Source organism: Halovulum dunhuangense, from assembly GCF_013093415.1.
Lineage (GTDB): Bacteria > Pseudomonadota > Alphaproteobacteria > Rhodobacterales > Rhodobacteraceae > Halovulum > Halovulum dunhuangense.
In genome coordinates, this window is record NZ_JABFBC010000001.1 from 831218 (window position 1) to 852929 (window position 21712).

Annotated in this window: 25 protein-coding genes; 17 read left to right on the forward strand and 8 right to left on the reverse strand. The window is 67.9% G+C overall.

Going from position 1 to position 21712, the window contains the following annotated elements; all coding sequences use genetic code 11:
* The first annotated feature begins 10 nt into the window (after nucleotides 1-10).
* Nucleotides 11-370: a 50S ribosomal protein L20 gene (gene rplT, locus HMH01_RS04065; protein ID WP_171322739.1), complete on the forward strand. Its 360-nt coding sequence runs from the start codon at nucleotides 11-13 to the stop codon at nucleotides 368-370.
* Nucleotides 371-436: 66 nt separating this feature from the next.
* On the opposite strand, the gene HMH01_RS04070 is transcribed toward rplT, so the two are convergent.
* Nucleotides 437-1084: a calcium-binding protein gene (locus tag HMH01_RS04070; protein WP_171322741.1), complete on the reverse strand. Its 648-nt coding sequence runs from the start codon at nucleotides 1082-1084 to the stop codon at nucleotides 437-439.
* A gap of 141 nt (nucleotides 1085-1225) precedes the next feature.
* On the opposite strand from HMH01_RS04070, the gene pheS reads away from it, so the two are divergent.
* Nucleotides 1226-2296, forward strand: a complete 1071-nt coding sequence (gene pheS, locus HMH01_RS04075) for a phenylalanine--tRNA ligase subunit alpha (protein WP_171322744.1) — start codon at nucleotides 1226-1228, stop codon at nucleotides 2294-2296.
* A gap of 22 nt (nucleotides 2297-2318) precedes the next feature.
* On the opposite strand, the gene HMH01_RS04080 is transcribed toward pheS, so the two are convergent.
* Nucleotides 2319-2507, reverse strand: a complete 189-nt coding sequence (locus HMH01_RS04080) for a hypothetical protein (RefSeq protein ID WP_171322746.1) — start codon at nucleotides 2505-2507, stop codon at nucleotides 2319-2321.
* Nucleotides 2508-2694: 187 nt separating this feature from the next.
* Between HMH01_RS04080 and pheT the strand changes: the two genes are divergently transcribed.
* The 4 genes from pheT (at nucleotide 2695) to mscL (ending at nucleotide 6545) form a co-directional block, all read left to right on the forward strand.
* A complete protein-coding gene (gene pheT / locus HMH01_RS04085) occupies nucleotides 2695-5103 on the forward strand; it encodes a phenylalanine--tRNA ligase subunit beta (RefSeq protein WP_171322748.1) in 2409 nt (802 codons plus the stop codon).
* A gap of 66 nt (nucleotides 5104-5169) precedes the next feature.
* The gene (locus HMH01_RS04090) at nucleotides 5170-5625 is read left to right on the forward strand and encodes a YtoQ family protein (protein WP_171322750.1); all 456 of its coding nucleotides are present in this window, start codon (nucleotides 5170-5172) and stop codon (nucleotides 5623-5625) included.
* Nucleotides 5626-5753: 128 nt separating this feature from the next.
* Nucleotides 5754-6026 carry an usg protein gene (locus tag HMH01_RS04095; protein ID WP_171322751.1) on the forward strand — a complete coding sequence of 91 codons (273 nt, stop codon included), beginning with the start codon at nucleotides 5754-5756 and terminating at the stop codon, nucleotides 6024-6026.
* Between the two features lie 84 nt (nucleotides 6027-6110).
* Nucleotides 6111-6545, forward strand: a complete 435-nt coding sequence (gene mscL, locus HMH01_RS04100) for a large conductance mechanosensitive channel protein MscL (RefSeq protein WP_171322753.1) — start codon at nucleotides 6111-6113, stop codon at nucleotides 6543-6545.
* A 38-nt stretch (nucleotides 6546-6583) separates the two neighbouring features.
* Here the strand turns inward: mscL and ald are convergent, their stop codons facing one another.
* The 3 genes from ald to HMH01_RS04115 all read right to left on the reverse strand — a co-directional run bounded on the left by ald (nucleotide 6584) and on the right by HMH01_RS04115 (nucleotide 8867).
* Nucleotides 6584-7702 (reverse strand): alanine dehydrogenase, encoded by a 1119-nt coding sequence (gene ald, locus HMH01_RS04105; protein ID WP_171322755.1) that lies wholly within the window; start codon nucleotides 7700-7702, stop codon nucleotides 6584-6586.
* A gap of 131 nt (nucleotides 7703-7833) precedes the next feature.
* Entirely contained in the window at nucleotides 7834-8166 is a 333-nt protein-coding gene (locus HMH01_RS04110; RefSeq protein ID WP_171322758.1) for an AzlD domain-containing protein, read from the reverse strand.
* Nucleotides 8163-8867 (reverse strand): AzlC family ABC transporter permease, encoded by a 705-nt coding sequence (locus HMH01_RS04115; RefSeq protein ID WP_171322760.1) that lies wholly within the window; start codon nucleotides 8865-8867, stop codon nucleotides 8163-8165. The genes HMH01_RS04110 and HMH01_RS04115 overlap by 4 nt, the downstream gene beginning before the upstream one ends.
* Before the next feature lie 93 nt (nucleotides 8868-8960).
* Here HMH01_RS04115 and HMH01_RS04120 point away from each other — a divergent pair, with 93 nt between their 5' ends.
* The 5 genes from HMH01_RS04120 to HMH01_RS04140 are packed head-to-tail and all read left to right on the forward strand — an operon-like array spanning nucleotide 8961 to nucleotide 13409.
* Entirely contained in the window at nucleotides 8961-9830 is an 870-nt protein-coding gene (locus HMH01_RS04120; RefSeq protein ID WP_171322762.1) for a formate dehydrogenase accessory sulfurtransferase FdhD, read from the forward strand.
* Nucleotides 9823-10455 carry a molybdenum cofactor guanylyltransferase MobA gene (gene mobA / locus HMH01_RS04125; RefSeq protein ID WP_171322764.1) on the forward strand — a complete coding sequence of 211 codons (633 nt, stop codon included), beginning with the start codon at nucleotides 9823-9825 and terminating at the stop codon, nucleotides 10453-10455. The genes HMH01_RS04120 and mobA overlap by 8 nt, the downstream gene beginning before the upstream one ends.
* A 13-nt stretch (nucleotides 10456-10468) precedes the next feature.
* Nucleotides 10469-10975, forward strand: coding sequence for a molybdopterin-guanine dinucleotide biosynthesis protein B (gene mobB, locus HMH01_RS04130; RefSeq protein ID WP_171322766.1), 507 nt, complete (start codon nucleotides 10469-10471; stop codon nucleotides 10973-10975).
* Nucleotides 10972-12240 carry a molybdopterin-binding protein gene (locus tag HMH01_RS04135; protein WP_171321224.1) on the forward strand — a complete coding sequence of 423 codons (1269 nt, stop codon included), beginning with the start codon at nucleotides 10972-10974 and terminating at the stop codon, nucleotides 12238-12240. Before mobB ends, HMH01_RS04135 begins: the two co-directional genes overlap by 4 nt.
* A complete protein-coding gene (locus HMH01_RS04140; RefSeq protein WP_171322768.1) occupies nucleotides 12237-13409 on the forward strand; it encodes an MFS transporter in 1173 nt (390 codons plus the stop codon). The genes HMH01_RS04135 and HMH01_RS04140 overlap by 4 nt, the downstream gene beginning before the upstream one ends.
* Before the next feature lie 6 nt (nucleotides 13410-13415).
* Here the strand turns inward: HMH01_RS04140 and HMH01_RS04145 are convergent, their stop codons facing one another.
* Both HMH01_RS04145 and greA read right to left on the reverse strand, forming a co-directional pair.
* Nucleotides 13416-14366 (reverse strand): hypothetical protein, encoded by a 951-nt coding sequence (locus tag HMH01_RS04145; RefSeq protein WP_171322770.1) that lies wholly within the window; start codon nucleotides 14364-14366, stop codon nucleotides 13416-13418.
* A gap of 14 nt (nucleotides 14367-14380) precedes the next feature.
* Nucleotides 14381-14851, reverse strand: a complete 471-nt coding sequence (greA, locus tag HMH01_RS04150; RefSeq protein WP_171322772.1) for a transcription elongation factor GreA — start codon at nucleotides 14849-14851, stop codon at nucleotides 14381-14383.
* Between the two features lie 226 nt (nucleotides 14852-15077).
* Here greA and HMH01_RS04155 point away from each other — a divergent pair, with 226 nt between their 5' ends.
* From HMH01_RS04155 to HMH01_RS04165, 3 genes are all read left to right on the forward strand, one after another.
* Nucleotides 15078-16730 (forward strand): electron transfer flavoprotein-ubiquinone oxidoreductase, encoded by a 1653-nt coding sequence (locus HMH01_RS04155; RefSeq protein ID WP_171322773.1) that lies wholly within the window; start codon nucleotides 15078-15080, stop codon nucleotides 16728-16730.
* 90 nt (nucleotides 16731-16820) lie between these two features.
* Nucleotides 16821-18521: a tetratricopeptide repeat protein gene (locus HMH01_RS04160; protein WP_171322774.1), complete on the forward strand. Its 1701-nt coding sequence runs from the start codon at nucleotides 16821-16823 to the stop codon at nucleotides 18519-18521.
* A 13-nt stretch (nucleotides 18522-18534) separates the two neighbouring features.
* Nucleotides 18535-19380, forward strand: coding sequence for a 4-(cytidine 5'-diphospho)-2-C-methyl-D-erythritol kinase (locus tag HMH01_RS04165; RefSeq protein ID WP_171322775.1), 846 nt, complete (start codon nucleotides 18535-18537; stop codon nucleotides 19378-19380).
* A 27-nt stretch (nucleotides 19381-19407) separates the two neighbouring features.
* On the opposite strand, the gene HMH01_RS04170 is transcribed toward HMH01_RS04165, so the two are convergent.
* A complete protein-coding gene (locus HMH01_RS04170) occupies nucleotides 19408-20346 on the reverse strand; it encodes a polyprenyl synthetase family protein (protein WP_171325208.1) in 939 nt (312 codons plus the stop codon).
* 106 nt (nucleotides 20347-20452) lie between these two features.
* Between HMH01_RS04170 and HMH01_RS04175 the strand changes: the two genes are divergently transcribed.
* From HMH01_RS04175 to HMH01_RS04185, 3 genes are all read left to right on the forward strand, one after another.
* Complete coding sequence (locus tag HMH01_RS04175) at nucleotides 20453-20668, forward strand: putative signal transducing protein (RefSeq protein WP_171322776.1); 216 nt, start codon at nucleotides 20453-20455, stop codon at nucleotides 20666-20668.
* Nucleotides 20665-21429, forward strand: coding sequence for a tRNA1(Val) (adenine(37)-N6)-methyltransferase (locus HMH01_RS04180; protein WP_171322777.1), 765 nt, complete (start codon nucleotides 20665-20667; stop codon nucleotides 21427-21429). The genes HMH01_RS04175 and HMH01_RS04180 overlap by 4 nt, the downstream gene beginning before the upstream one ends.
* Nucleotides 21430-21538: 109 nt before the next feature.
* Nucleotides 21539-21712, forward strand: coding sequence for a YdcH family protein (locus tag HMH01_RS04185; protein ID WP_171322778.1), 174 nt, complete (start codon nucleotides 21539-21541; stop codon nucleotides 21710-21712).

Here is a 21712-nt window from a genome sequence, read left to right on the forward strand (position 1 = left end):
GGGCTGAAGCATGTCTCGAGTGAAAGGTGGAACGACCACCCACGCCCGCCACCGCAAGGTAATCAAGGCTGCCAAGGGCTACTACGGCGCGCGCAGCACCAACTTCCGGACCGCGACGCAGGCTGTCGACAAGGCACTGCAGTACGCGACCCGCGACCGCAAGGTGAAGAAGCGGAACTTCCGCGCCCTGTGGATCCAGCGGATCAACGCCGGCGTTCGTGCCTATGACGAAAGCCTGAACTACTCGCAGTTCATGGGCGGTCTGGCCAAGGCCGGGATCGAGGTGGACCGCAAGGTGCTGGCCGATCTGGCCGTGCACGAACCGGCGGCGTTCAACGCCATCGTGGATCAGGCGAAGGCCGCTCTCTGAGCGCAGTTTTCGTGGCGAATGCAAGGCCCCGGTTTCCGGGGCCTTTTTCGTTTCCGGCCCGCTGTCTCAGAAGATGAACATGTCGGCCGTGAAATCCGCTGCCGTGATCTGGCGGTCCAGGTCGATGACCACCAGGTGATCGACGCTGTCGCCGGCCGGGACATGGACCGCCACCCGGCCCGGCTTTCGGTCGGTGAAGTCCAGTGCGGCGAAGCTGGTGCCGTAATTGGCAAGATCGATCAGGTCCTTGCCCGGCTCGAACCGGCGGATCGTGTCGCGAAAGCCGTCATCGTCGAAGACGAAGATATCCGGCCGCGTGGTGCCGACGATGATCTCGCGCGAGTCGTCCACCTGGTCGAGCAACATCTGGGGGGTCGTTTCCGGCAGCCCCTCGCGGAAGATGAAGTCGCTTTCCTCGAGGGGCCGGTGCGGCAGGGGATCTGCGCCCGGCGCGGATGGGGCAAGGCTGATGCGCAGCTTCTCCTCGCCCTGGTAGGTGATCACATATTCGGTCGGGCTGAGGGAACGGATCGACAACTCTTCCCAGACCGCATCCCAGGACGAAAGGTCGATCCGGTCCATCCCGTCCTGAAGGCCGACCACACTGTCAGCGCGCCCGTCATGGGACAGCACGAACGTGTCCGCCCCCTCGCTGCCCAGTAGCGTGTCGCGCCGCCCGCTGTCGTGCAACACGCCGTCCGCCTGAAGTATCATCGGGTCTCTCCCGCCGCTGCCATGTCGACTGCCTAGGCCTGCGTGGTTAAGCCGGGGTTAAGCCGCCATCGCCCTTGCAATCCAGACGGTCCCTCGCTACGCCCTTCGCCGGTGCAACCAGCCCAAGGCGGAGAGTGGATCATGGAAGATCTCGCAGCGCTCAAGGACAAGTATGTCGGCCAGATCGCCGGCGCGGCGGACGAGGCCGCGCTCGAGGCGGTGCGGCTTGCCGCCCTTGGAAAGAAGGGCGAGATCAGCCTGATGATGCGCAGCCTGGGTGGCATGAGCCCGGAAGAGCGGCAGAGCTTCGGGCCCGCGCTGAACGCGCTCAAGACCGAACTGTCGGACGCCATTGCCGCGCGGCGCGACGCCCTGGCAGAGGCGGCGCTGGAAAAGCGGCTGGCGCGGGAATGGGTGGACGTGACCCAGCCGCCCCGTCCGCAGCCCGAGGGCACGATCCATCCGATCAGCCAGGTCATGGAAGAGGTCATCGCGATCTTTGCCGATCTTGGCTACGCGGTCGCCGAGGGCCCGCAGATCGAGACGGACTGGTACAATTTCGACGCGCTGAACATCCCGGCGGAGCATCCTTCGCGCACCGAGATGGACACCTTCTACATGCACCGCGACCCGGGCGACAATCGCCCGCCGCATGTGCTGCGCACCCATACCTCGCCGGTGCAGATCCGGTACATGGAACAGCATGGCGTGCCCTGCCGGATCATTGCGCCGGGCCGCGTCTATCGCGCCGACTATGACCAGACGCACACGCCGATGTTCCACCAGTACGAGGGGCTGTGCATCGACCGGGACGTGTCGATGGCCAACCTGAAATGGACGCTCGAGGAGTTCTGCCGCGCCTTCTTCGAGGTTGACGGGGTCGAACTGCGGTTCCGCGCCTCGCATTTCCCCTTTACCGAGCCGTCGGCCGAGGTGGATATCCGCTGTTCGTGGGAAGGCGGTCAACTCAAGATCGGCGAGGGCGACGACTGGCTTGAAATCCTTGGCTCGGGCATGGTCCATCCCAAGGTGCTGGCCGCTGCCGGTGTCGATCCGGACAAGTGGCAGGGGTTCGCCTTCGGCATGGGGATCGACCGGATCGCGATGCTGAAATACGGAATCCCGGATCTGCGTGCCTTCTTCGACAGCGACCTGCGCTGGCTGCGGCACTACGGCTTCCGCACGCTGGACGTTCCGCGGCTTTACGCCTGACGCCCGCGCCTTGCGGCGGCGGTCAGCGGCCGGCGTCTGCCACGGCCTGCGCCGCGCGGTCGCTGATCCAGCTGGCGTTGGTGCTCATGCCATCCTCGAGCACGTTGATGATGAGGATTATGTTGATCGCCACGATGGAGGCGGTCAGCACCACCCAGTCCACGGTCGTGGCGCCGTCCTGATCGAAAACAAACCTGCGCAGCGCTTTCATGTCGAGCCTCCATCAACTCGGGCTCGTGTATCGCCTGGAGTCATGGCGCGAATAGGGCGGAAATGCGGATCCGTGGCGCGAAATCGTTAAGATGCTAGGTTAACGGCGGGGGGCCAAGCCCTCTTTCCCTTGGCCGGGCTATCCTTTAGAACCCGCTCCGACCCGTTTCCCGCGCAAAGGCAGGCCCATGAAATTCACGCTTTCCTGGCTCAAGGAACATCTGGACACCGAGGCCACGGTCGAGGAGATCGCGGAAGCCCTGACCGATCTCGGACTCGAGGTCGAGGGCGTGTCCGATCCCGCCGAGGTACTGGGCGCCTTTACCGTGGGCGAGGTGCTGGAGGCAGAGAAGCATCCGGATGCCGATCGCCTTCGTGTGTGCCGCGTGCTGACCGCGAAAGGAGAGCAGCAGATCATCTGCGGCGCCCCGAATGCGCGCGCCGGCATAAAGGTCGTGGTCGCACAGCCCGGCGACTACATTCCGGGCATCGACGTCACGATCCAGGTGGGCAAGATCCGCGGCATCGAAAGCCACGGCATGATGCTGTCCGAGCGCGAGATGCAGCTGTCGGATGCCCATGAGGGCATCGTGGAACTGGGCGCCGATGCCGTCGTTGGGCAGCGCTACATCGACTATGCCGGCAAGAACGATCCGATGATCCATGTCGCGATCACCCCGAACCGGCCCGATGCGCTGGGTGTCCGCGGCATCGCGCGCGACCTTGCGGCGCGGGGTCTCGGCACGCTCAAGCCGCAGGTGACGGAACCGGTGCCGGGAAGCTACGTCTCGCCCGTCCGGGTGACGCTGGACGACAGCGTGTCGGAAAAGGCCTGCTCGCTGTTCCTGGGCCGCATGATCCGTGGCGTGAAGAACGGACCGTCGCCCGCATGGTTGCAGGACCGGCTGCGCGCGATCGGGCTTCGGCCGATCTCGGCGCTGGTGGATGTGACCAATTTCCTTACCTATGACCAGAACCGCCCGTTGCACGTCTTCGACGCGGACAAGGTCAGCGGCGATCTGGTGGTGCGGCGTGCCGAGGCGGGCGAAACGCTGCTGGCGCTGGACGAGAAGACCTATACCTTCGAGGGCACCGAGACCGTCATCGCCGACGACAACGGCGTCGAGTCGATCGGCGGGATCATGGGCGGCCACGCGTCCGGCTGCACGACGGACACGGTGAACGTCTTCCTCGAGGCGGCCTATTTCGATCCCGTCCTGACGGCCGAGACCGGCCGCAAGCTCAAGATCAATTCCGACGCGCGCTACCGCTTCGAGCGGGGCATCGACCCGACCTTCACCCCCGAAGGCATCGAGATTGCCACCCGCATGATCCTGGATCTGTGCGGCGGCGAGGCGTCCGAAGTGGTGACCGCGGGGGCGGTTCCCGATGTTGCGCGGTTCTACCGCCTGAACAGCTCGCGCGTGTCCAGCCTTGTCGGCATGGACATTCCCGAGGACGACCAGATCCGCATCCTGACCGCGCTGGGCTTCGGCGTCGCGAAAGAGGCGGGCGGCGTCGAGGTCTGGGTGCCCAGCTGGCGCCCCGACGTGCAAGGCGAGGCCGACCTGGTCGAGGAGATCGCGCGAATCACGTCGCTGACCCGGCTCGAGGGCAGGCCGATGGCGCGGGCGGCAGGCGTGCAGCGCCCGATCCTGACGCTGCGCCAGCTGCGCGAAAGCACCACGCGGCGGCGGATCGCGTCGCTTGGCTACAACGAGTGCGTCACCTATTCCTTCATCGACGAACGCAGCGCCGCTCTGTTCGGCGGGGGCACCGATGCGGTCAAGCTGGGCAACCCGATCTCGTCCGAGATGAGCCACCTGCGGCCCGACCTGCTGCCGGGGCTGCTACAGGCCGCCGCCCGCAACCAGGCGCGCGGTTTCGGTGACCTGATGCTGTTCGAGGTCGGCCCCGCATGGACCGGCGGCGAGCCCGAGGACCAGCTTTTCCTGGCCAGCGGCCTGCGTGTCGGCCACACCGCGCCACGCAACGCTTTTGGCAGTCGCCGCCCGGTCGATGTGTTCGACGCCAAGGCCGATGCCGAGGCGGTGCTGGCCGAACTGGGCGCCCCCGCGAAGCTGATGGTGCTGCGAAACGCGCCCGGCTGGTTCCATCCCGGTCGCTCGGGCGTGCTGAGCCTTGGCCCCAAGACGCCGCTGGCGGTGTTCGGTGAACTGCATCCGCGGGTGCTGGACGCGCTGGACGTGAAGGGGCCGGCGGTCGCCTTCACGCTGTTCCCGATGGCGCTGCCGCAGCCGAAGAAGTCCGGACCGACCCGGCCGGCGCTGGAAATCTCCGATTTCCAGGCGGTCGAGCGCGATTTCGCCTTTGTCGTTGACGCCGAGGTCGCCGCGGAGGCGATCCTCAAGGCGGCACAGGGCGCGGACAAGGCGCTGGTGGACAGCGTCAGCGTCTTCGACGTCTTTGCCGGCGAGCGGGCCGAGGCGCAGATGGGTGCGGGCAAGAAATCCGTCGCCATCGCCGTGCGGCTGCAACCGAGAACAGGCACGCTGACCGACAAGGAAATCGAGGCTGCGGCGGGCAGGATCGTCGCCGCCGTGACCAAGGCGACGGGGGGCACCCTGCGCGGCTGACCGGCCGCGCGGCTTGTCCCGCAGACGTGCCGGGCCACATCAGGACTGAACGGAGGAGGACGCGAAATGCAACTGAAGGTCTATCTGTCCGGAGAGATCCACACCGACTGGCGCGAGGAAATCGCCCATGGCGTGCGCGATGCGGGACTCGATGTCAGCCTGTCCGGTCCGGTGACGGATCATGCCGCGTCCGACGATTGCGGCGTGGCCATTCTGGGCGCCGAGGACAACAAGTTTTGGCATGACCGCAAGGGCGCGCTTCTGAACTCTATCCGGACCCGCAAGGGGATCGAGGATGCCGACGTGGTCGTCGTGCGTTTCGGCGACGAGTACAAGCAGTGGAATGCGGCCTTTGATGCGGGCTATGCGGCCGCGCTTGGCAAGTCGCTGATCATCCTGCACGGGCCGCACCACGCCCATGCGCTGAAGGAAGTGGACGCCGCGGCACAGGCCGTGGCCGAGACGCCGGCGCAGGTCGTCGATCTGTTGCGCTACGTCCTGACCGGGGCGCTGCCGGCCTGAAGACCTTGGCAGCACTCTTCGCAGGGTGCTGCCAATTCTTTGAAAAAATTAGGTTAATCCAGAAATCGCTTGCGTTGCGCGGGAGTGCTGCGTCACCATTATCCCATTGCGGGAAATGGAGGCTTGCAATGCGAACGGGCAGCATAACGGAGAACATGCTTCTGGGGCACGGGCTTACGACGGCGGAAATCCTTTACTGGATGCCGGATCACCAGCAGGTGCTCCAGAGCTTCACTTGGCAGGAGTATGACAAGGCGCCGGAGTTTCCGCGCCTGCACCGCTTCATCGACTTCTGGCGCGAGGAACTGGAGGGGCCGCTTCATTCAGTGCGGTATTCGCACCAGCATCTTGTCCGGCCGGGCGAGTGGCGCAAGGTGGACGGTGTCATACTGCTGAACTGACGTCCCCCTAGGCAGAGGGGCGCGCCCCGACTACTCTTTCGACCCTGTGGGACCATCCCTGGGCACAAAGAGACGGGCAAAAGCATGTTGAATGAATTCAAGGCGTTCATCGCGCGTGGCAACGTGATGGACATGGCGGTCGGCATCATCGTCGGGGCCGCCTTCACCGCGATCGTCAGCTCGGTCGTGGCCGACCTGATCCAGCCGCTCATCGGTCTGATCCTGGGCGGGATCGATTTCACCAACTACTTCATCGCGCTCGACGGGGGCGATTACAGCACCCTTGCCGCGGCGCAGGAGGCTGGGGCCGCCACCTTCAACTACGGCAATTTCATCACGGCGATGATCAATTTCCTGATCATCGCCTTTGTCGTGTTCCTGCTGGTCAAGGCGGTGAACCGGATCCGCGATGCGGCGGCAAAGCCGAAGGAAGCCGCGCCGGAAAGCCCGAAGGGCCCCAGCCAGGAGGAATTGCTGGCCGAGATCCGCGACCTGCTCAAGGCGCAGCGCCAGGGCTGAGGGCTGCGGGCGCGGCGATGGCGCCGCGCCCGCGCCCGTCAGGCGGCAATCGCCTTTTCGGGCGTCACCGTCTCTATGCCCAGCGCCATGCCCGCGGCGGCAAGCGTCAGGCGGCCGCGATGCACGTTCAGGCCGTTCAGCAGATGCGGGTCTTCCTGGCAGGCGCGGCGCCAGCCCTTGTTCGCGATGGCCAGCATGAAGGGCATCGTCGCGTTGCCCAGCGCGATGGTCGAGGTACGCGCCACCGCGCCCGGCATGTTGGCGACGCAGTAATGCATGATCCCGTCCACGTCGTATATCGGGTCGTCATGGGTCGTGGGGCGCGATGTCTCGAAGCAGCCGCCCTGGTCGATCGCCACATCGACCAGCACCGCGCCGGGCTTCATCGTGGACAGATCCGCACGGCTGACCAGCTTGGGCGCTGCGGCCCCGGGGATCAGCACCGCGCCGATCACCATGTCCGATGCGGCGACCAGTTCCTGGACATTGGCCTTCGACGCGTAGCGGGTCCGGAACACATGGCCAAAGGTTTCCTCGAGGTGGCGCAAGCGTGGCAGCGAAAGGTCGAGGACCGTGACCTCTGCCCCCATTCCGGCAGCGATGCGCGCGGCATGGGTGCCGACGACCCCGCCGCCGATCACGGCCACCTGCGCCGGACCCACGCCCGGCACGCCGCCCATCAGGACACCGCGCCCGCCATTTGCCTTCTGTAGCGTCCAGGCGCCCACCTGCGGGGCAAGACGCCCGGCCACCTCGGACATGGGGGCAAGCAGGGGCAGCCCGCCTGCGCGGTCGGTTACCGTCTCGTAGGCGATGGCCGTCACGCCTGCGTCCAGCAGATCCCGGGTCTGGTCGGGGTCGGGTGCAAGGTGCAGATAGGTGAAAAGAACCTGCCCTTCGCGCAGGCGCTTGCGTTCCGCGGGCTGGGGTTCCTTGACCTTGACGATCAGTTCCGCTGTCTCGAAGACCTCATCCGCGGTGTCCGCGATCCGCGCACCTGCCGCGCGGTAGGCGTCGTCGTCAAAGCCCGCGCCGGTTCCGGCCCCGCGCTCGATCAACACCTCGTGGCCGGCATGGACAGCCTCCTGTGCCGCCATTGGCGTCAGGCCGACGCGATATTCCTGGTTCTTGATCTCTTTCGGGCAACCGATGCGCATGTTCTCCTCCGTATTCCTGGCGCGGCGCGGTGCGCGCCGGCCGTCAGTAACATGGTAGTCCTTCGCGGGTCTTGCGAACCCTGTCCCCGGACCCCTGGAAATCCGCGCGCTGCCCGGGGTGCGCCCATGCGTCAGAACAGGACGAAGATGCCCAGGTAGAGCGCGGCCATCCCACCTGCGATCGCGCCCAGAACGGAGCGCGTCCCGATCCCGATCGCTGCCGCGGCTGCCGCGGCCAGGATGCGCGCGGGGTCAAGTTCGCCCCCCGTGGCGGCCGGCCAGGCGACCATGGGGGCCACCAGCGCCGGCAGCACGGCGACGGGCGTGAAGCGCAAGAGTCGCAGCACCAGCGGCGGCAGCCTGCGGTCGCCGATCAGGCCGAGGAACGAGAAACGGATCAGGTAGGTGCCGATCCCCAGAAGGATGATGACGGCCCAGACCTTGGCGTCGGAAATCGCGGTCATCGGCGGCGCTCCATCCAGATTTCCACCGCCGCGCCGGTCGCCATGGCCGCCACAGCCGCGACCAGGACGCCGGTGCTGTAGGGCATCCAGGCGAGTGCCAGCGCCGTCACGACCGATACCAGCGCCGCCGCCAGATGGGCGAGGCTTTTCAACTGCGGTGCGATCAGCGCGATGAAGGTGATCGGCACCGCGAAATCGAGCGCGTATTCCGGCGGGATCGCCGTGCCGACCTCTGCGCCGATCCAGGTGAACAAGTACCAAAGCGGGCAGATCAGCACGATGGTCCCGAAGAAATACGCCATCTTCTGCGGCCGGCCTAGGGGCGGGTCCTCCTCGTAGCGCTTGATCGCGATGCCGTAGCTCTGGTCGACCAGCAGATAGGCCGCAAAGGCCCGCTGCCAGAGCGGGGCCGCCCCAAGATGCGGCACCAGCGCCGCGGAATACATCGCCATGCGCATGTTCACCGCCAGCGCGCTGGCAAGGATGATCAGGGTCGGCGCCTGGTCGGCCAGCAACTGCACCGCCACGAATTGCGAGGCGCCGGCGATCACGAAAAAGCTCATCGACATGGTCTGAAGCAGGTCGAGCCCCGCCTCGGTCGCGACCACGCCGAACAGCATCGCGAAGGGAATGATCACCGTCACGAAGGGAAGGCTGCCGAAAAAGCCGGAAACGAAGGCGGATCTGGTCTGGTCTGTCATGGCAGGCTGGCGGTACCCCCGGCGCGGGGGGAAGTAAAACCAAATCTGGTGATCTTGCCTTTCAATCCCCGTGGTGCTTACGTCCGCTCCACGATGACACGCCTGCCGATCCTGCCCGACCCTGAAAATCCCCGCCTGACCCGCCCGGTCGAGGCGCTGGACCAGCACGGCCAGCGGCAGCAGATCCGCGTCGTGGAAGAGCGGCCGCTCACGATCTATCTCAACAGCCAGGAGATCGTGACCGCCATGACCATCGGGGATTACCCCGAGTACCTGGCGGTCGGCTACCTCGCGAACCAGGGCATGCTGCTTCCGGCGGACAGGATCACCGGCGTCGATTTCGACGAGGAAGTGGAAACCGTCGTCGTGCGCACCGAACGCGCCACCGACTACGAGGACAAGCTCAAGCGCAAGACCCGCACCTCGGGCTGCGCCGTGGGCACGGTCTTTGGCGACATGATGGAGGGGCTCGACGGGCTGGAACTGCCGGCGACGCCGGTGCGGACCTCGGATCTCTATGCGCTGGCGCACCGGATCAACACGATGCCCAGCCTTTATCTCGAGGCGGGGGCGATCCACGGCACGGTGCTGTGCCAGGGTGACCAGGCGCTTGTCTACATGGAAGATGTCGGGCGCCACAACGCGGTGGACAAGATCGCCGGCTGGATGCGGCTGAACGGTGTCGAGGGTGGGGACAAGCTGCTCTACACCACGGGACGGCTGACCTCCGAGATGGTCATAAAGACGGCGCTGATGGGGATACCGGCGCTTGCCTCCCGCTCGGGCTTCACCGCCTGGGGGGTAGAGATCGCGCGGCAGGTGGGCCTGACGCTGGTCGGCCGGATGCGCGGGCAGCGCTTCCTGTGCCTGTCGGGAGAGGAGCGGCTGGTGCGCGACGCCGACCCGGGCCGCGCGCCCGAAGAGCCGCGCGGCAGCCGTAGGAAAGGGGCCGAGGATGCGTGAGGTGCCCGGGCTGACGGTCGGCGTGGTGCTGGCTGGCGGTCTTGCGACCCGCATGGGCGGGGGCGACAAGTGCCTGCTGAACCTTGCCGGCCGCCCGATGCTGAGCCATGTGATCGACCGGCTCGCCCCGCAGGTGGATGCGGTCGTGCTGAATGCGAACGGCGATGCGACCCGCTTTGCCCGCTTCGGCTTGACCGTGGTCGCCGATGGTGTCAGCGGCTTTCCCGGCCCGCTTGCCGGCGTGCTGGCGGGGATGGACGCCGCCGCCGAACTGGGGGCCGAGGCGATCGTCACCGTCGCGGGCGACACGCCGTTCTTTCCGCAGGACCTAACCGCGCGTCTTCGCGCGGCGGCGGCCGAGGCGGCGGTGCCGATCGCGCTGGCGGCGACCCCCGATCCGCGGCGTGGCGTGTCGCGTCATCCGACCTTTGGCCTGTGGCCCGTGGACCTGCGTCACGACCTGCGCCGCGCGCTGGGCGAGGGGGTGCGCAAGGTGGTGCTCTGGACCGACGATCACGGCTGCGCCAGCGCGGTGTTCGACACCGATGCCGGCGATCCCTTCTTCAACGTCAACACGCCTCAGGATCTGGAGGCTGCCCGCAGCTGGCTGGACCGGGCCGGATGAGCCGGGGCGCAGGATGAGGATTTACGGCGTCACCGGCTGGAAGAACATGGGCAAGACCACGCTGGTGGAACGGCTGGTGGCCCATCTGACGGGCGACATGGGTCTGCGCGTGTCCACCGTGAAGCACGCGCATCACATGGTCGATATCGACCAGCCCGGCCGCGACAGCCACCGCCACCGCGAGGCGGGCGCCTCGGAAGTGGTGCTGTCCTCGGCCCGGCGCATCGCCTTCATGCACGAGTTGCGCGACGCGCCCGAATGGCCGTTGCAGGATATCCTGGCGCGGATGCGGCCCTGCGACCTGGTGCTGGTCGAGGGGTACAAGGCGGAAGCCCATCGCAAGATCGAGATCTTTCGCCCCGAGGCGGCCCGCAGCCGAACGCCACTTGCCGCCAGCAACCCCACGATCCGCGCCATTGCAGGGGACCCGGGGGCGACCGGTCTGCCCGGCTTCGCGCCCGATGCGATCGCCGAGATTGCGGCTTTCATCCTGCGCGATGCAGAGGAACCGGTCCGGTGAGCGACGCGCCCGAACTTCGCAACGACTGCTTCGCCCTGCCGCCCGGCGTGCACTGGACCCCCGTGGAGACGGCGCTGTCGGCCCTGCGCGCAGGGCTTGCCCCCGTGGTGGGCGCCGAGGTGGTGCCGCTTGGCGAAGCCGTGGGCAGGATCCTTGCCGCGCCGGTGATCGCGCTGCGGGCGAACCCGCCCTATGCCAATGCCGCGGTCGACGGCTACGGTTTTGCCTTCGACGGCCTGCCCGCGGAAGCCGAAGCAGTCACCCTGCCGCTGGTCGAGGGGCGTGCCGCAGCCGGCGCGCCCTGGCCGCATGCGGTGCCCAGGGGACACGCCATCCGGATCCTGACCGGTGCCATGCTGCCCGACGGGGTCGATACCATCGTCCTGCAGGAGGATGTGACGGCAGAGCATGGCAGCGTCCGGTTTCGCGCAGGCCTCAAGCCCCGTGCGAACACCCGCCGCGCCGGCGAGGATGTCGCCGCGGGCGCGCTGGCCCTGCCCGAAGGGCACCGGATGCGGCCGCAGGATCTGGCGCTGGCGGCGGCGCTTGGGGTGGACCGGCTTTCCGTCCATCGCCGGCTGCGGGTCGCCGTGCTCTCGACCGGGGACGAGCTGGCAACGCCGGGCGAAGGCACGCCCGAGCCGCACCAGATGTATGATGCGAACCGGCCGATGCTGATTGCCCTGATCCGCCAGTGGGGCATGGAGCCTGTCGACCTGGGCCGCGCGCCGGACAAGGCGAGTGCGGTGCGTGCCCGGCTGGAGCAGGGGATCGCGCGGGCCGATGCCGTGCTGACCACCGGCGGCGCGTCGGCCGGGGACGAGGATCACGTCTCGGCGGTTCTGCGGGCGGCGGGCGTGCTGGAGACGTGGCGCATCGCGGTCAAGCCGGGTCGCCCGCTGGCGCTGGCCAACTGGAACGGCACGCCCGTCTTCGGGCTGCCCGGCAATCCCGTCGCGGCGTTCGTCTGCGCGCTGATCTTCGCGCGACCGGCCCTGTCGGTGCTGTCCGGCGCCGGCTGGAAACAGCCGCTGGCCGTGACGCTTCCGGCGGCCTTTTCCAAGCGCAAGAAGCGTGGCCGGCGCGAGTATCTGCGCGCCCGCCCGACGCCCGACGGCGCGGTGGAGGTGTTCGCCTCGGAAGGGTCCGGCCGCATCTCGGGCCTTTCCTGGGCCGAAGGGCTGGTCGAGCTGCCGGACGAGGCGGCGGAAATCGTGCCGGGCACCCCGGTGCGCTACCTGCCCTTCGCCGGGTTCGGCCTGTGAACCCCGAGGCGCGGCGCGCGCAGATCCACACCGCTGCCTTCTACGCCGCGATGTTCGGCGCGATCGGCGTGCACCTGCCGTTCTGGCCGGTCTGGCTGGAGGATTGGGGGCTGAGCACCGGCGAGGTCGGGTTCTACCTGTCGCTCGGCGTGGCGTCGCGTGTGGTGGCGGGGCTTGGCTTTCCCGTGCTCGCCGACCGGCTGGGCCAGCGGCGGCTGACCATGGTCGGGCTGTGCCTGATCTCGGCCGTGCTGTTCCTGCTGCATCTGGGGATTGGCGGAAAGCCCGCGCTGCTGGCGGCCACCGTCGCCACCGGGGCGCTTCTGTCGGGGATCATGCCGCTGGGCGAGGCGCTGGGCGCGGGCGCCGCGCGGCATCACGGGTTTTCCTACGCGCTGCCCCGGGCGGTCGGGTCGGTGGCGTTCCTCGTGACCAATATCGCCGTCGGCTGGCTGATCGAGCGTCATGGCGCGAATGCCGGGCTGTGGTGGCTGGTCGCCTGCCTGCTTCTGGCTGCGGCGCTGGGACGCGGGCATCCCGGCGGCGGGACGCTGGGCGACGCGCGGCCACCGGGCTTTCGCGAGATCGGCGCGCTTCTGATCGAGCCGACCTTTGCCCTGTTCACGCTTGCCAGCGCGCTCGTCCTGTCGAGCCACGCGGTCTATTACGTCTATGGTTCGGTCCATTGGCGCAGCCTCGGCCTTGACGAGGCGACCATCGGCGCGCTCTGGGCGTTTTCGGTGGCGGTCGAGGTGCTGGTGATGACGATCCTCGGCCCGCGGCTCATGACGCGGCTCGGACCCATCCACGCGCTTGCGATCGCCGCGGTCGGCGGCATGATCCGCTGGGGCGCGATGATGTTCGATCCTGGGGTGGGATGGCTCTGGGCCTTGCAGATGCTGCACTCGGCCAGCTTCGTCGCGGGCCATCTGGGGGCCATCGCCTTCATCGCGGCGGCGGTGCCCGAACGTTTCGGCGGCTCGGCCCAGGGCGCGTTCATGGGGCTGGGCGGCGGGGTTCTGACGGCGCTTGCGATGGGCCTGTCGGCGCTGGTCTATCCCGCCCTTGGCGGGCTGACCTATGGCATTGCCCTGGCGATGTCGGCGGCGGGGCTGTGGTTCACGCTGCGCCTTGGCGCGAGATGGGGCGGGCGGGTGCTGGCGGTCTGAGGCCTCTCACGCCTTCGGGGCGCTGTCCCGGATGCCGCCGGCCTGCACCAGAAGCACGAAGGCCCGCCCGGAGCGGGTATCCACGAAGCGCAGCAGCGATCCGTCGTCCGCCTCGGGCGCTATGCGCTGCAACAGATGGTCGAAGCGGCGCTGGAAATAGAGTGCGGTGTCGCGAAAGATCGGATCGGCGCGCATCCTGCCCTTGACCGTTTCCAGCGCCTTGGTGTCGGTGATGCCGTTCAGCGGCATCAGCGCCGCCCGAGCCGCGCCCCCCTTGGCGAACTGACGCCAGTCATCGGCGCTGGCCGGGGCGGGGAACAGGTCGTCCATGTAGAGCCCCTCCTGCGCCATCATGTTCAGGCAATCCTCGGAGGCCTGCAGGAGGCGCGCCAGTTCCTGGTCCGACAGGGCACGCCGCAGCACCGCGAAACCGTCTGTGTCATTCGCGTCACGCGGGAAATTGAGCGCCCGGATCATGTCCGGCAGGGCGACCGGACCGCCGGCATCGGCGCCCCCTTCCAGGGCAAGGCTGCCCTGCGCGGGGATCTCGGGTTCCAAGGGACTTGCGGGGGCCGGCGCGACCGCGGGGGCCGGTTCCGGCCGGGCCGGGGCCGGGGCCGGTTCGGGGCGGCGCAGCGCAGCCTCGGCGGCGGCCAGTCGCTTCTCCTGCGCCTCGACCGTGCGTTCCGCCTTGCGCAGGCGCGTTTCCAGCGCCTCGATCCGCGCTTCGCGGGCAGATACTTCCTCGGCCAGCCGGCTAAGTCCGAAAAGACCGGCCACCGGCACGCCGATCGCTGCGGCGAAACCCAGGATTGCCAGCGCCAGCGCGCCGCCCTCGGGCGCGAGCGTGCCGACGTAGCCCGCCGCATAGGCCAGCACGACGCCGGTCCATACCAGCGCCGTTACCCCCGCGGCGCGGCGCAGGCTTGTCCGCTGGATATCCCTGGCCCCGCTCAACGCACCTGCACCTCTCAGACGTAAGTGACGTCCAGTATCTCGTAGTCGCGCGTTCCGCCCGGGGTCCGCACCTCGACGCTGTCGCCCTTTTCCTTGCCGATAAGCGCACGGGCGAGCGGCGACTTTATGTTCAGCTTGCCGTTCTCGATATCGGCTTCGGCCTCTCCGACAATCTGGTAGGTCTTTTCCTCGTCGGTGTCCTCGTCCACGATCTTGACCGTGGCGCCGAACTTGATCGGGCCCGACATGCGGCTGGTGTCGATCACCTCGGCACGGCCGAGAATGCCCTCGAGTTCGGCGATGCGGCCCTCGATATGGCTCTGCTGCTCGCGCGCGGCATGGTATTCCGCGTTCTCCGACAGGTCGCCGTGCTCACGCGCCTCGGCGATCGCCTTGATGACGCTGGGCCGGGCCACGGATTTCAGCTGCTTCAGTTCGGCGTCGAGTTTCGCGAAACCCTGCTTCGTGAGCGGTATCTTCTCCACCGGAATTCTCCTGTGCCTGTCGGTTCGTGTAAGGCCGCGCATGTATCGGAAAGGCCGCCTCGAAGGGCGGCCACTTGTCCTGACGATAGGAGCGGGGAATTTCGAGTTCAAGCGCCAAGGGCGGGAAGCCGCGCGATGGATGCGCCCGCGCGTCGGTCCGTCGGTCGCATTGACCCTGCATGGGCGTGGCGGTAGCTGTTTGGCCCAACAGCACGGAGGAAGCCCAATGAGCGAAGTCCAGCGCGAAAGCATGGAATACGATGTCGTCATCGTCGGCGCAGGTCCGGCGGGACTGTCGGCCGCGATCCGGCTCAAGCAGCTGGACGCAGACCTGTCGGTCGTCGTGCTGGAAAAGGGGTCCGAGGTGGGCGCGCATATCCTGTCGGGCGCGGTGCTGGATCCGTCGGGCCTGAATGCGCTGATGCCCGACTGGAAAGAGCGGGGCGCACCGCTGAACGTGCCGGTGACAGAGGATCATTTCCTGATGCTCGGTGCCGCGGGCAGTCTGCGCATCCCGAACTGGCCGATGCCGCCGCTGATGTCGAACCATGGCAACTACATCGTCTCGATGGGCAATGTGTGCCGCTGGATGGCCGAACAGGCCGAGGCGATGGGGGTCGAAATCTTCCCCGGCATGTCCTGCTCGGAACTGGTCCTTGGCGAGGACGGGCGTGTCACCGGGGTCGTTGCCGGCGAGTTCGGCATCGAGAAGGACGGCACGAAGGGCGACGGCTACGAGCCGGGGATGGAGCTTCTGGGCAAGTATGTCTTCCTTGCCGAAGGCGTGCGCGGGTCGCTGTCCAAGCAGGCGATCGCGCGCTTCGGCCTCGACAAGGACTGCGAGCCGCAGAAATACGGCCTCGGCATGAAGGAGATCTGGGAGATCGACCCCGCCCTGCACAAGCCGGGCAAGGTCGTGCACACGATGGGCTGGCCGCTTGGTGGCAATGCCGGGGGCGGCGCGTTCCTCTATCACGCCGAGAACAACCAGATCTTCCTCGGCTTCGTGGTGCACCTGAACTACGAGAACCCCTATCTCGCGCCCTACAACGAATTCCAGCGCTTCAAGCATCATCCGGAAATCGCCCCGCTTCTGAAGGGGGCGAAGCGCGTGGCCTATGGCGCGCGGGCGATTTCCGAAGGGGGCTGGCAGTCGATCCCGCAGGTGGCCTTCCCCGGCGGGGCGTTGCTGGGCTGTTCCGCGGGGCTGGTGAACGTGCCGCGGATCAAGGGCAACCATAACGCGATGCATTCGGGCATCGCCGCGGCCGAGGCGGCCCATGCCGCGATCGGTGCGGGCCGGGCGGGCGACACGCTGAGCGAATATGACGCCGCGCTGAAATCCGGTCCCGTGGCGCGCGACCTGAAGCCCGTGCGCAACGTGAAGCCCCTGTGGTCGAAGAAGGGCATGCTCCGCTCGCTGGTCTATGGCGGGATCGACATGTGGCTGGCGCAGCTGACCGGCTGGAACCCCTGGGGTACGCAAGGCCATGGCAAGACCGACGCCGCCGCCACCGGAGAGGCGGAAAAGTTCAGCCCCATCGACTACCCGAAGCCCGATGGCCGGATCAGCTTCGACCGGCTGACCAATGTCAGCTTCTCGGGCACCAACCACGCCGAAAACCAGCCCTCGCATCTGCGGCTGGCCGATCCCGAGATTCCGGTCGCGGTCAACCTGCCGAAATATGCCGAGCCCGCGCAGCGCTACTGCCCGGCCGGTGTCTACGAGGTGGTGGAAAAGCCCGGCGAGCCGCCGCGCTTTCAGGTCAACGCGCAGAATTGCGTGCACTGCAAGACCTGCGACATCAAGGATCCCAGTCAGAACATCACCTGGGTCACCCCTCAGGGCGGTGACGGACCCAACTACCCCAACATGTGACCGGGATCGGTTTGCCTTCGCGCCACGCCCGCCCTAAGATTCGATCTGAAAAAGCGGGAGGACAGGATGCGGCTTCGGCACACTCGGGGAATGGCGGCTGCGGCCGTGGCGCTGATGCTGGGCAGCACTTCCCCCGCGGCCCTTGGGCAGGGCATCGCGGGGCCCTATCTGGCCGCCAACCAGGCCGACAGCCGGGACGATTTCGACGCGGCAGCCATCTATTACGACCGGACGCTCGAGGCATTGCCGGAAAATCCGGTGCTGCTGAACAACGCGCTGATCGCCAACATCGCTGCCGGCCGGATGGACCGGGCGCTGGAACTGGCCGGCCCGCTGCAGGAGGTGGAGCCCGACAGCCAGCTTGCCGCGCTGGTGCAGCTGGCCGAGGCGCTGGCCGCCGAGGACTATTCAACCTCGCTTGCGATCACCCGGGACGAGCGGTTCGGGCTGAACCCGCTTTTCGGCAGTCTGGTGCAGGGCTGGGCGCTGGTGGGGCAGGGCGATTTCAACGGCGGGGCCGAGGTGTTCCGTTCGATGGCCGGCAACGAGACGATGGAAGCCTATGGCCAGATGGCCGAGGCGCTGGCGCTGGCCTTTGCCGGGGATTTCGCGTCCGCCGCGACGATCCTGGACGGCGACGAAAGGGGGCCGCTGCACCTGGACCGGTTGTCCATCGTGACGCATGTCGTGGCGCTTGCCCAGTCCGACCGGCGCGGCGATGCGCTTGCGCTGGTGAACGACCTGATCGCGGGCGGAATGGACGATGCGCAGATCGAGGGGCTGCGCGACCGACTGGAGTCGGGCGAGGATCTGCCCTACGACCAGATCGGATCGGCCGCAGACGGGGCGGCTGGCGTGTTCGGGATCATGGCTGGCGCGCTTGGCCGTGAGCAGGCAGTCCGGCAGGCGCTGGTGTATTCGCGGCTTGCCCTGCGCATCCGGCCGGACTTCGACGAGATGCGGGCGCTGACGGGCGATCTGCTGAGCGGTGCCGGCGAGTACGACCTTGCCGTCGATGCCTACAGCCGGATCCAGCCTGCATCGCCATGGTTCGTGACCGCCGAGATCGGCCGGGCCGAGGCGCTGGCGCGGGCCGAGCGGACCGACGAGGCGACCGAAGTTCTGTCCGCGCTGGCGCGGGGCAATCCCGGCAACCAGATGGTGCAGACCGCGCTTGGCGACATGCTGCGCGTGAACGAGCAGTTCGCCCGCGCCGCCGATGCCTACACCGCGGCAATCGACCTGATCGAGGTCGAGAACCCGGCGCAATGGCGGCTGTTCTATGTGCGGGGCATCGCCTATGAGCGGACCGACCGCTGGCCCGAGGCCGAGGCCGATTTCCGACGGGCGCTGGAATTGAACCCCGAGCAGCCGCAGGTGCTGAACTATCTGGGCTATTCCCTGGTCGAATTGCGCCGCAATCTCGAGGAGGCCGAGGCGATGATCCGCCGCGCGGTGGAGCAGCGTCCCCAGGACGGCTACATAACCGACTCGCTGGGCTGGGTGCTCTACCGCCTTGGCCGCTACGAGGAGGCGGTGGCGCCGATGGAACGGGCGGTGGAACTGCTGCCCGTCGATCCGATCATCAATGACCATCTGGGCGATGTCCTGTGGATGGTGGACCGCAAGCGCGAGGCCGAGTTCCAGTGGCGTCGCGCCCTGTCCTTCGAACCCGAGCCCGAGGACGCGGAACGGATCCGCAGGAAGCTCGATCGCGGACTAGATGCCGTGCTGGCCGAGGAAGAGGCGAGCCTGGGCGGCGGCATGGCGCCGACAGCGCAGGGCAACTGAGGCAGTCGAGCCCATGCGCGATGTCACCCTGCTGGCGCAGGCCAAGGTCAATCTTTGCCTGCATGTCACGGGGAGGCGGCCCGACGGCTACCACATGCTGGACAGTCTGGTCGTGTTTCCCGGGATCGGCGACCGGCTTTCGATCGAGCCGTCGTCGCGCCTGTCGCTGACCATTGGCGGGCCGTTCGGGCTGGACCTGTCGGCCGATGCCGACAACCTGGTGCTGCGGGCCGCGGCGCTGATGCCGGGGGCTGCGGCGGCGATCCTGCTGGAAAAGAACCTGCCCGTGGCAAGCGGGATCGGCGGCGGGTCAGCGGATGCCGCGGCGGCGCTGCTGGGCCTGCACCGGGCGCTCGACCTGCCGCTGCCCGACGCGGGGGCGGTGCTGGCGCTGGGGGCCGACGTGCCGGTCTGCCTGGCCGCGCAGCCCACGCGGATGCGGGGAATTGGCGAGGTGCTTGAGCCGGTGCCCGCCCTTCCCCCGTTCTGGATGGTGCTGGCCAATCCGGGGATTGCCTGCCCCACACCGCTGGTCTTCCGTCGCCTAGAGAAGGTGCACAATCCGGGGTTGGGCACGCTTCCCGATAGCTTTCCGGATACCGCCGCGCTGTTCGACTGGCTGGCTGGCACGCGCAATGACCTCGAGGCGCCGGCGGTGGCGCTGGTGCCGCAGATTGGCGTGGCGCTGAAGGCACTGGCCGGGCAGGCGGGGTGCCGGCTTGCCCGCATGTCCGGATCGGGCGCGACCGTTTTCGGCCTGTTCGAGACGATGGCGCCGGCGCTTGCCGCGGCGGCGGCGCTGCGGTCGGCCCATCCCGGCTGGTGGGTCGCGGCGGCGCCCGTCAAGGACGAGGGCTAGGGCACGGGCGGCTGGAACGCTGCCCGTTCAGGCCACGCGCGAGACGACGAAATCCGCCAGATCCGACAGGGCATCGCCCAGATCCGACGCGGGCATCGCGGCGATGGCATCGCGCGCACGCGCCGCCTCGGCCAGGGCCGCGGCGCGGGTTGCCTCCAGCGCGCCATGGCGCTGCATAAGCGCCTGCGCATGTTCCAGATCGCCGTCGCGCTGGTCCCCCTTCTCGATGACGCGGGTCCAGAAGGCGCGCTCCTCCGCGTCTGCCTGTGCCACTGCCAGGATCACGGGAAGCGACATTTTCCGCTCGCGGAAATCGTCGCCGGTGTTCTTGCCCAGCGTGGCACTCACCCCGCCGTAATCCAGCAGGTCGTCCACGATCTGGAAGGCGATCCCGAGCGCGTCGCCATATTCGCGCAGGGCCGTGACCTGGTCCTCCGGTGCGGCGGCGATGATCCCGCCCACCTCGGTCGCGGCGGCGAACAGGGCGGCGGTCTTGCCGCGGATCACCTTCATGTAGATGTCCTGCCCGGTGGCAAGGCTGCGCGCGGCGGTCAGTTGCAGCACCTCGCCCTCGGCGATCACGGCCGAGGCGTTGGCAAGGATGTCCAGCACCCGCAGGCTGCCGGTCTCGACCATCAGCTGGAACGAGCGCGCGAACAGGTAGTCGCCCACCAGAACCGAGGACTGGTTGTCCCACAGAAGGTTCGCGGTCGGCCGGCCCCGACGCTGGGTGCTTTCGTCCACCACGTCGTCATGCAGCAGTGTGGCCGTGTGGATGAACTCGACCGTGGCGGCCAGCTTGACGTGATCGGCGCCCTCGTAGCCGCACATCCGTGCCGCCGCCAGTGTCAGAAGCGGGCGCAACCGCTTGCCCCCGGCCTCGACCAGATGGGCGGTCACCTCCGGGATGCGGGGGGCATGTTCGGATGCCATCCGCTTGGCGATCAGGGCGTTGACCGCCGCCATGTCCTCGGCCAGAGCTGCCTGCAACCGCTCGAACGCACCCGGTGTCGTCACTGAAAACCCTTCCTTCCCGCTCGACGCGCCCGCGGCGGACGGCTAAGCCAGACCCATGAAAGAGATCCTGCGCACCACGGACCCGACCATCATCGCCTTTGCCACGGCGCTGCTTCGAGGCGAGGGTATAGAGTGCTTCGTGATGGACGTCCACATGAGCGTCCTCGAGGGATCCATCGGCATCTTTCCGCGGCGGCTGATGGTGGCGCAGCGGGACGCGTTTCGCGCCCGGGCGGTACTGCGCGACAACGACCTAGACGTGATCGGATGACCGGCTTCGGCCCGGAGGATCTGACCGAGGATGCGTTTCTCGGCGGGCGCGTGCGCCTGCTTCAGCCGCGCAAGGGATATCGCGCGGCAACCGATCCGGTCCTTCTGGCCGCAGCGGTCCCCGCGTCACCTGGCCAGTCGGTGCTGGAACTGGGCTGCGGGGTGGGGGCGGCGCTTCTGTGCCTTGGCGCGCGCGTGCCCGATCTTGCCCTGACCGGGCTGGAACTGCAGGCCCCCTATGCGGATCTTGCGCGGCGCAATGCCGCGCTCAACGGGATCGCGGCCCGCATCCTCGAGGGCGACATCCTCGATCCGCCGGCGGAACTGCGCGGCCAGGGTTTCGACCAGGTGCTGATGAACCCGCCCTTCTACGATGCCGCCGCCGCGACACCCGCCGGGGACATCGGCCGCGACACCGCCCACCGCGAGGGCGAGGCGGGGCTTGCCGCCTTCGTCGATCTGGGGCTGCGCCGGCTGAAGCCGGGTGGGTGGCTGACGATCATCCACCGGGCCGACCGGCTTGCGGACATCCTGTTCGCGCTGGGGCACCGGGCCGGGGCCGTGGCCATCCTGCCCTTGGTGCCGCGGGTGGGGCGCGACGCCAGGCGGGTCGTCCTTCGGGCGCGCAAGGGCGCGCGCGCGCCGCTGCGGCTGGCCTTTCCGCTGGTCCTGCATGAAGGGCCCGTGCATCTGGCGGATGTGCCCGACTTCACTGCCCCCGCGACCGCGGTGCTGCGCGATGGCGCCCCGTTGGACTTCTGAGCGGCAACGCTTGCCGCTCACGGCTGCTCACGCAGGTAGCAGGTGACAGCGGGGGCCGATTCGTGCTGCACTGAAAGGTGGGGTGAGAAAACAGCAGAAGGAGGACTGAATGAGCCTGAGCGCACATCTGAACGAACTGCGGAAGAAACATCAGGCCCTAGCCAGAAAGATCGAGGAAGAGCAGCGCAGGCCAGCGGCCAACGACCTTCAGATCACCGATCTCAAACGCCAGAAGCTCCATCTCAAGGAAGAGATCGAGCGCATCACCCACCAGGTCCAGTAG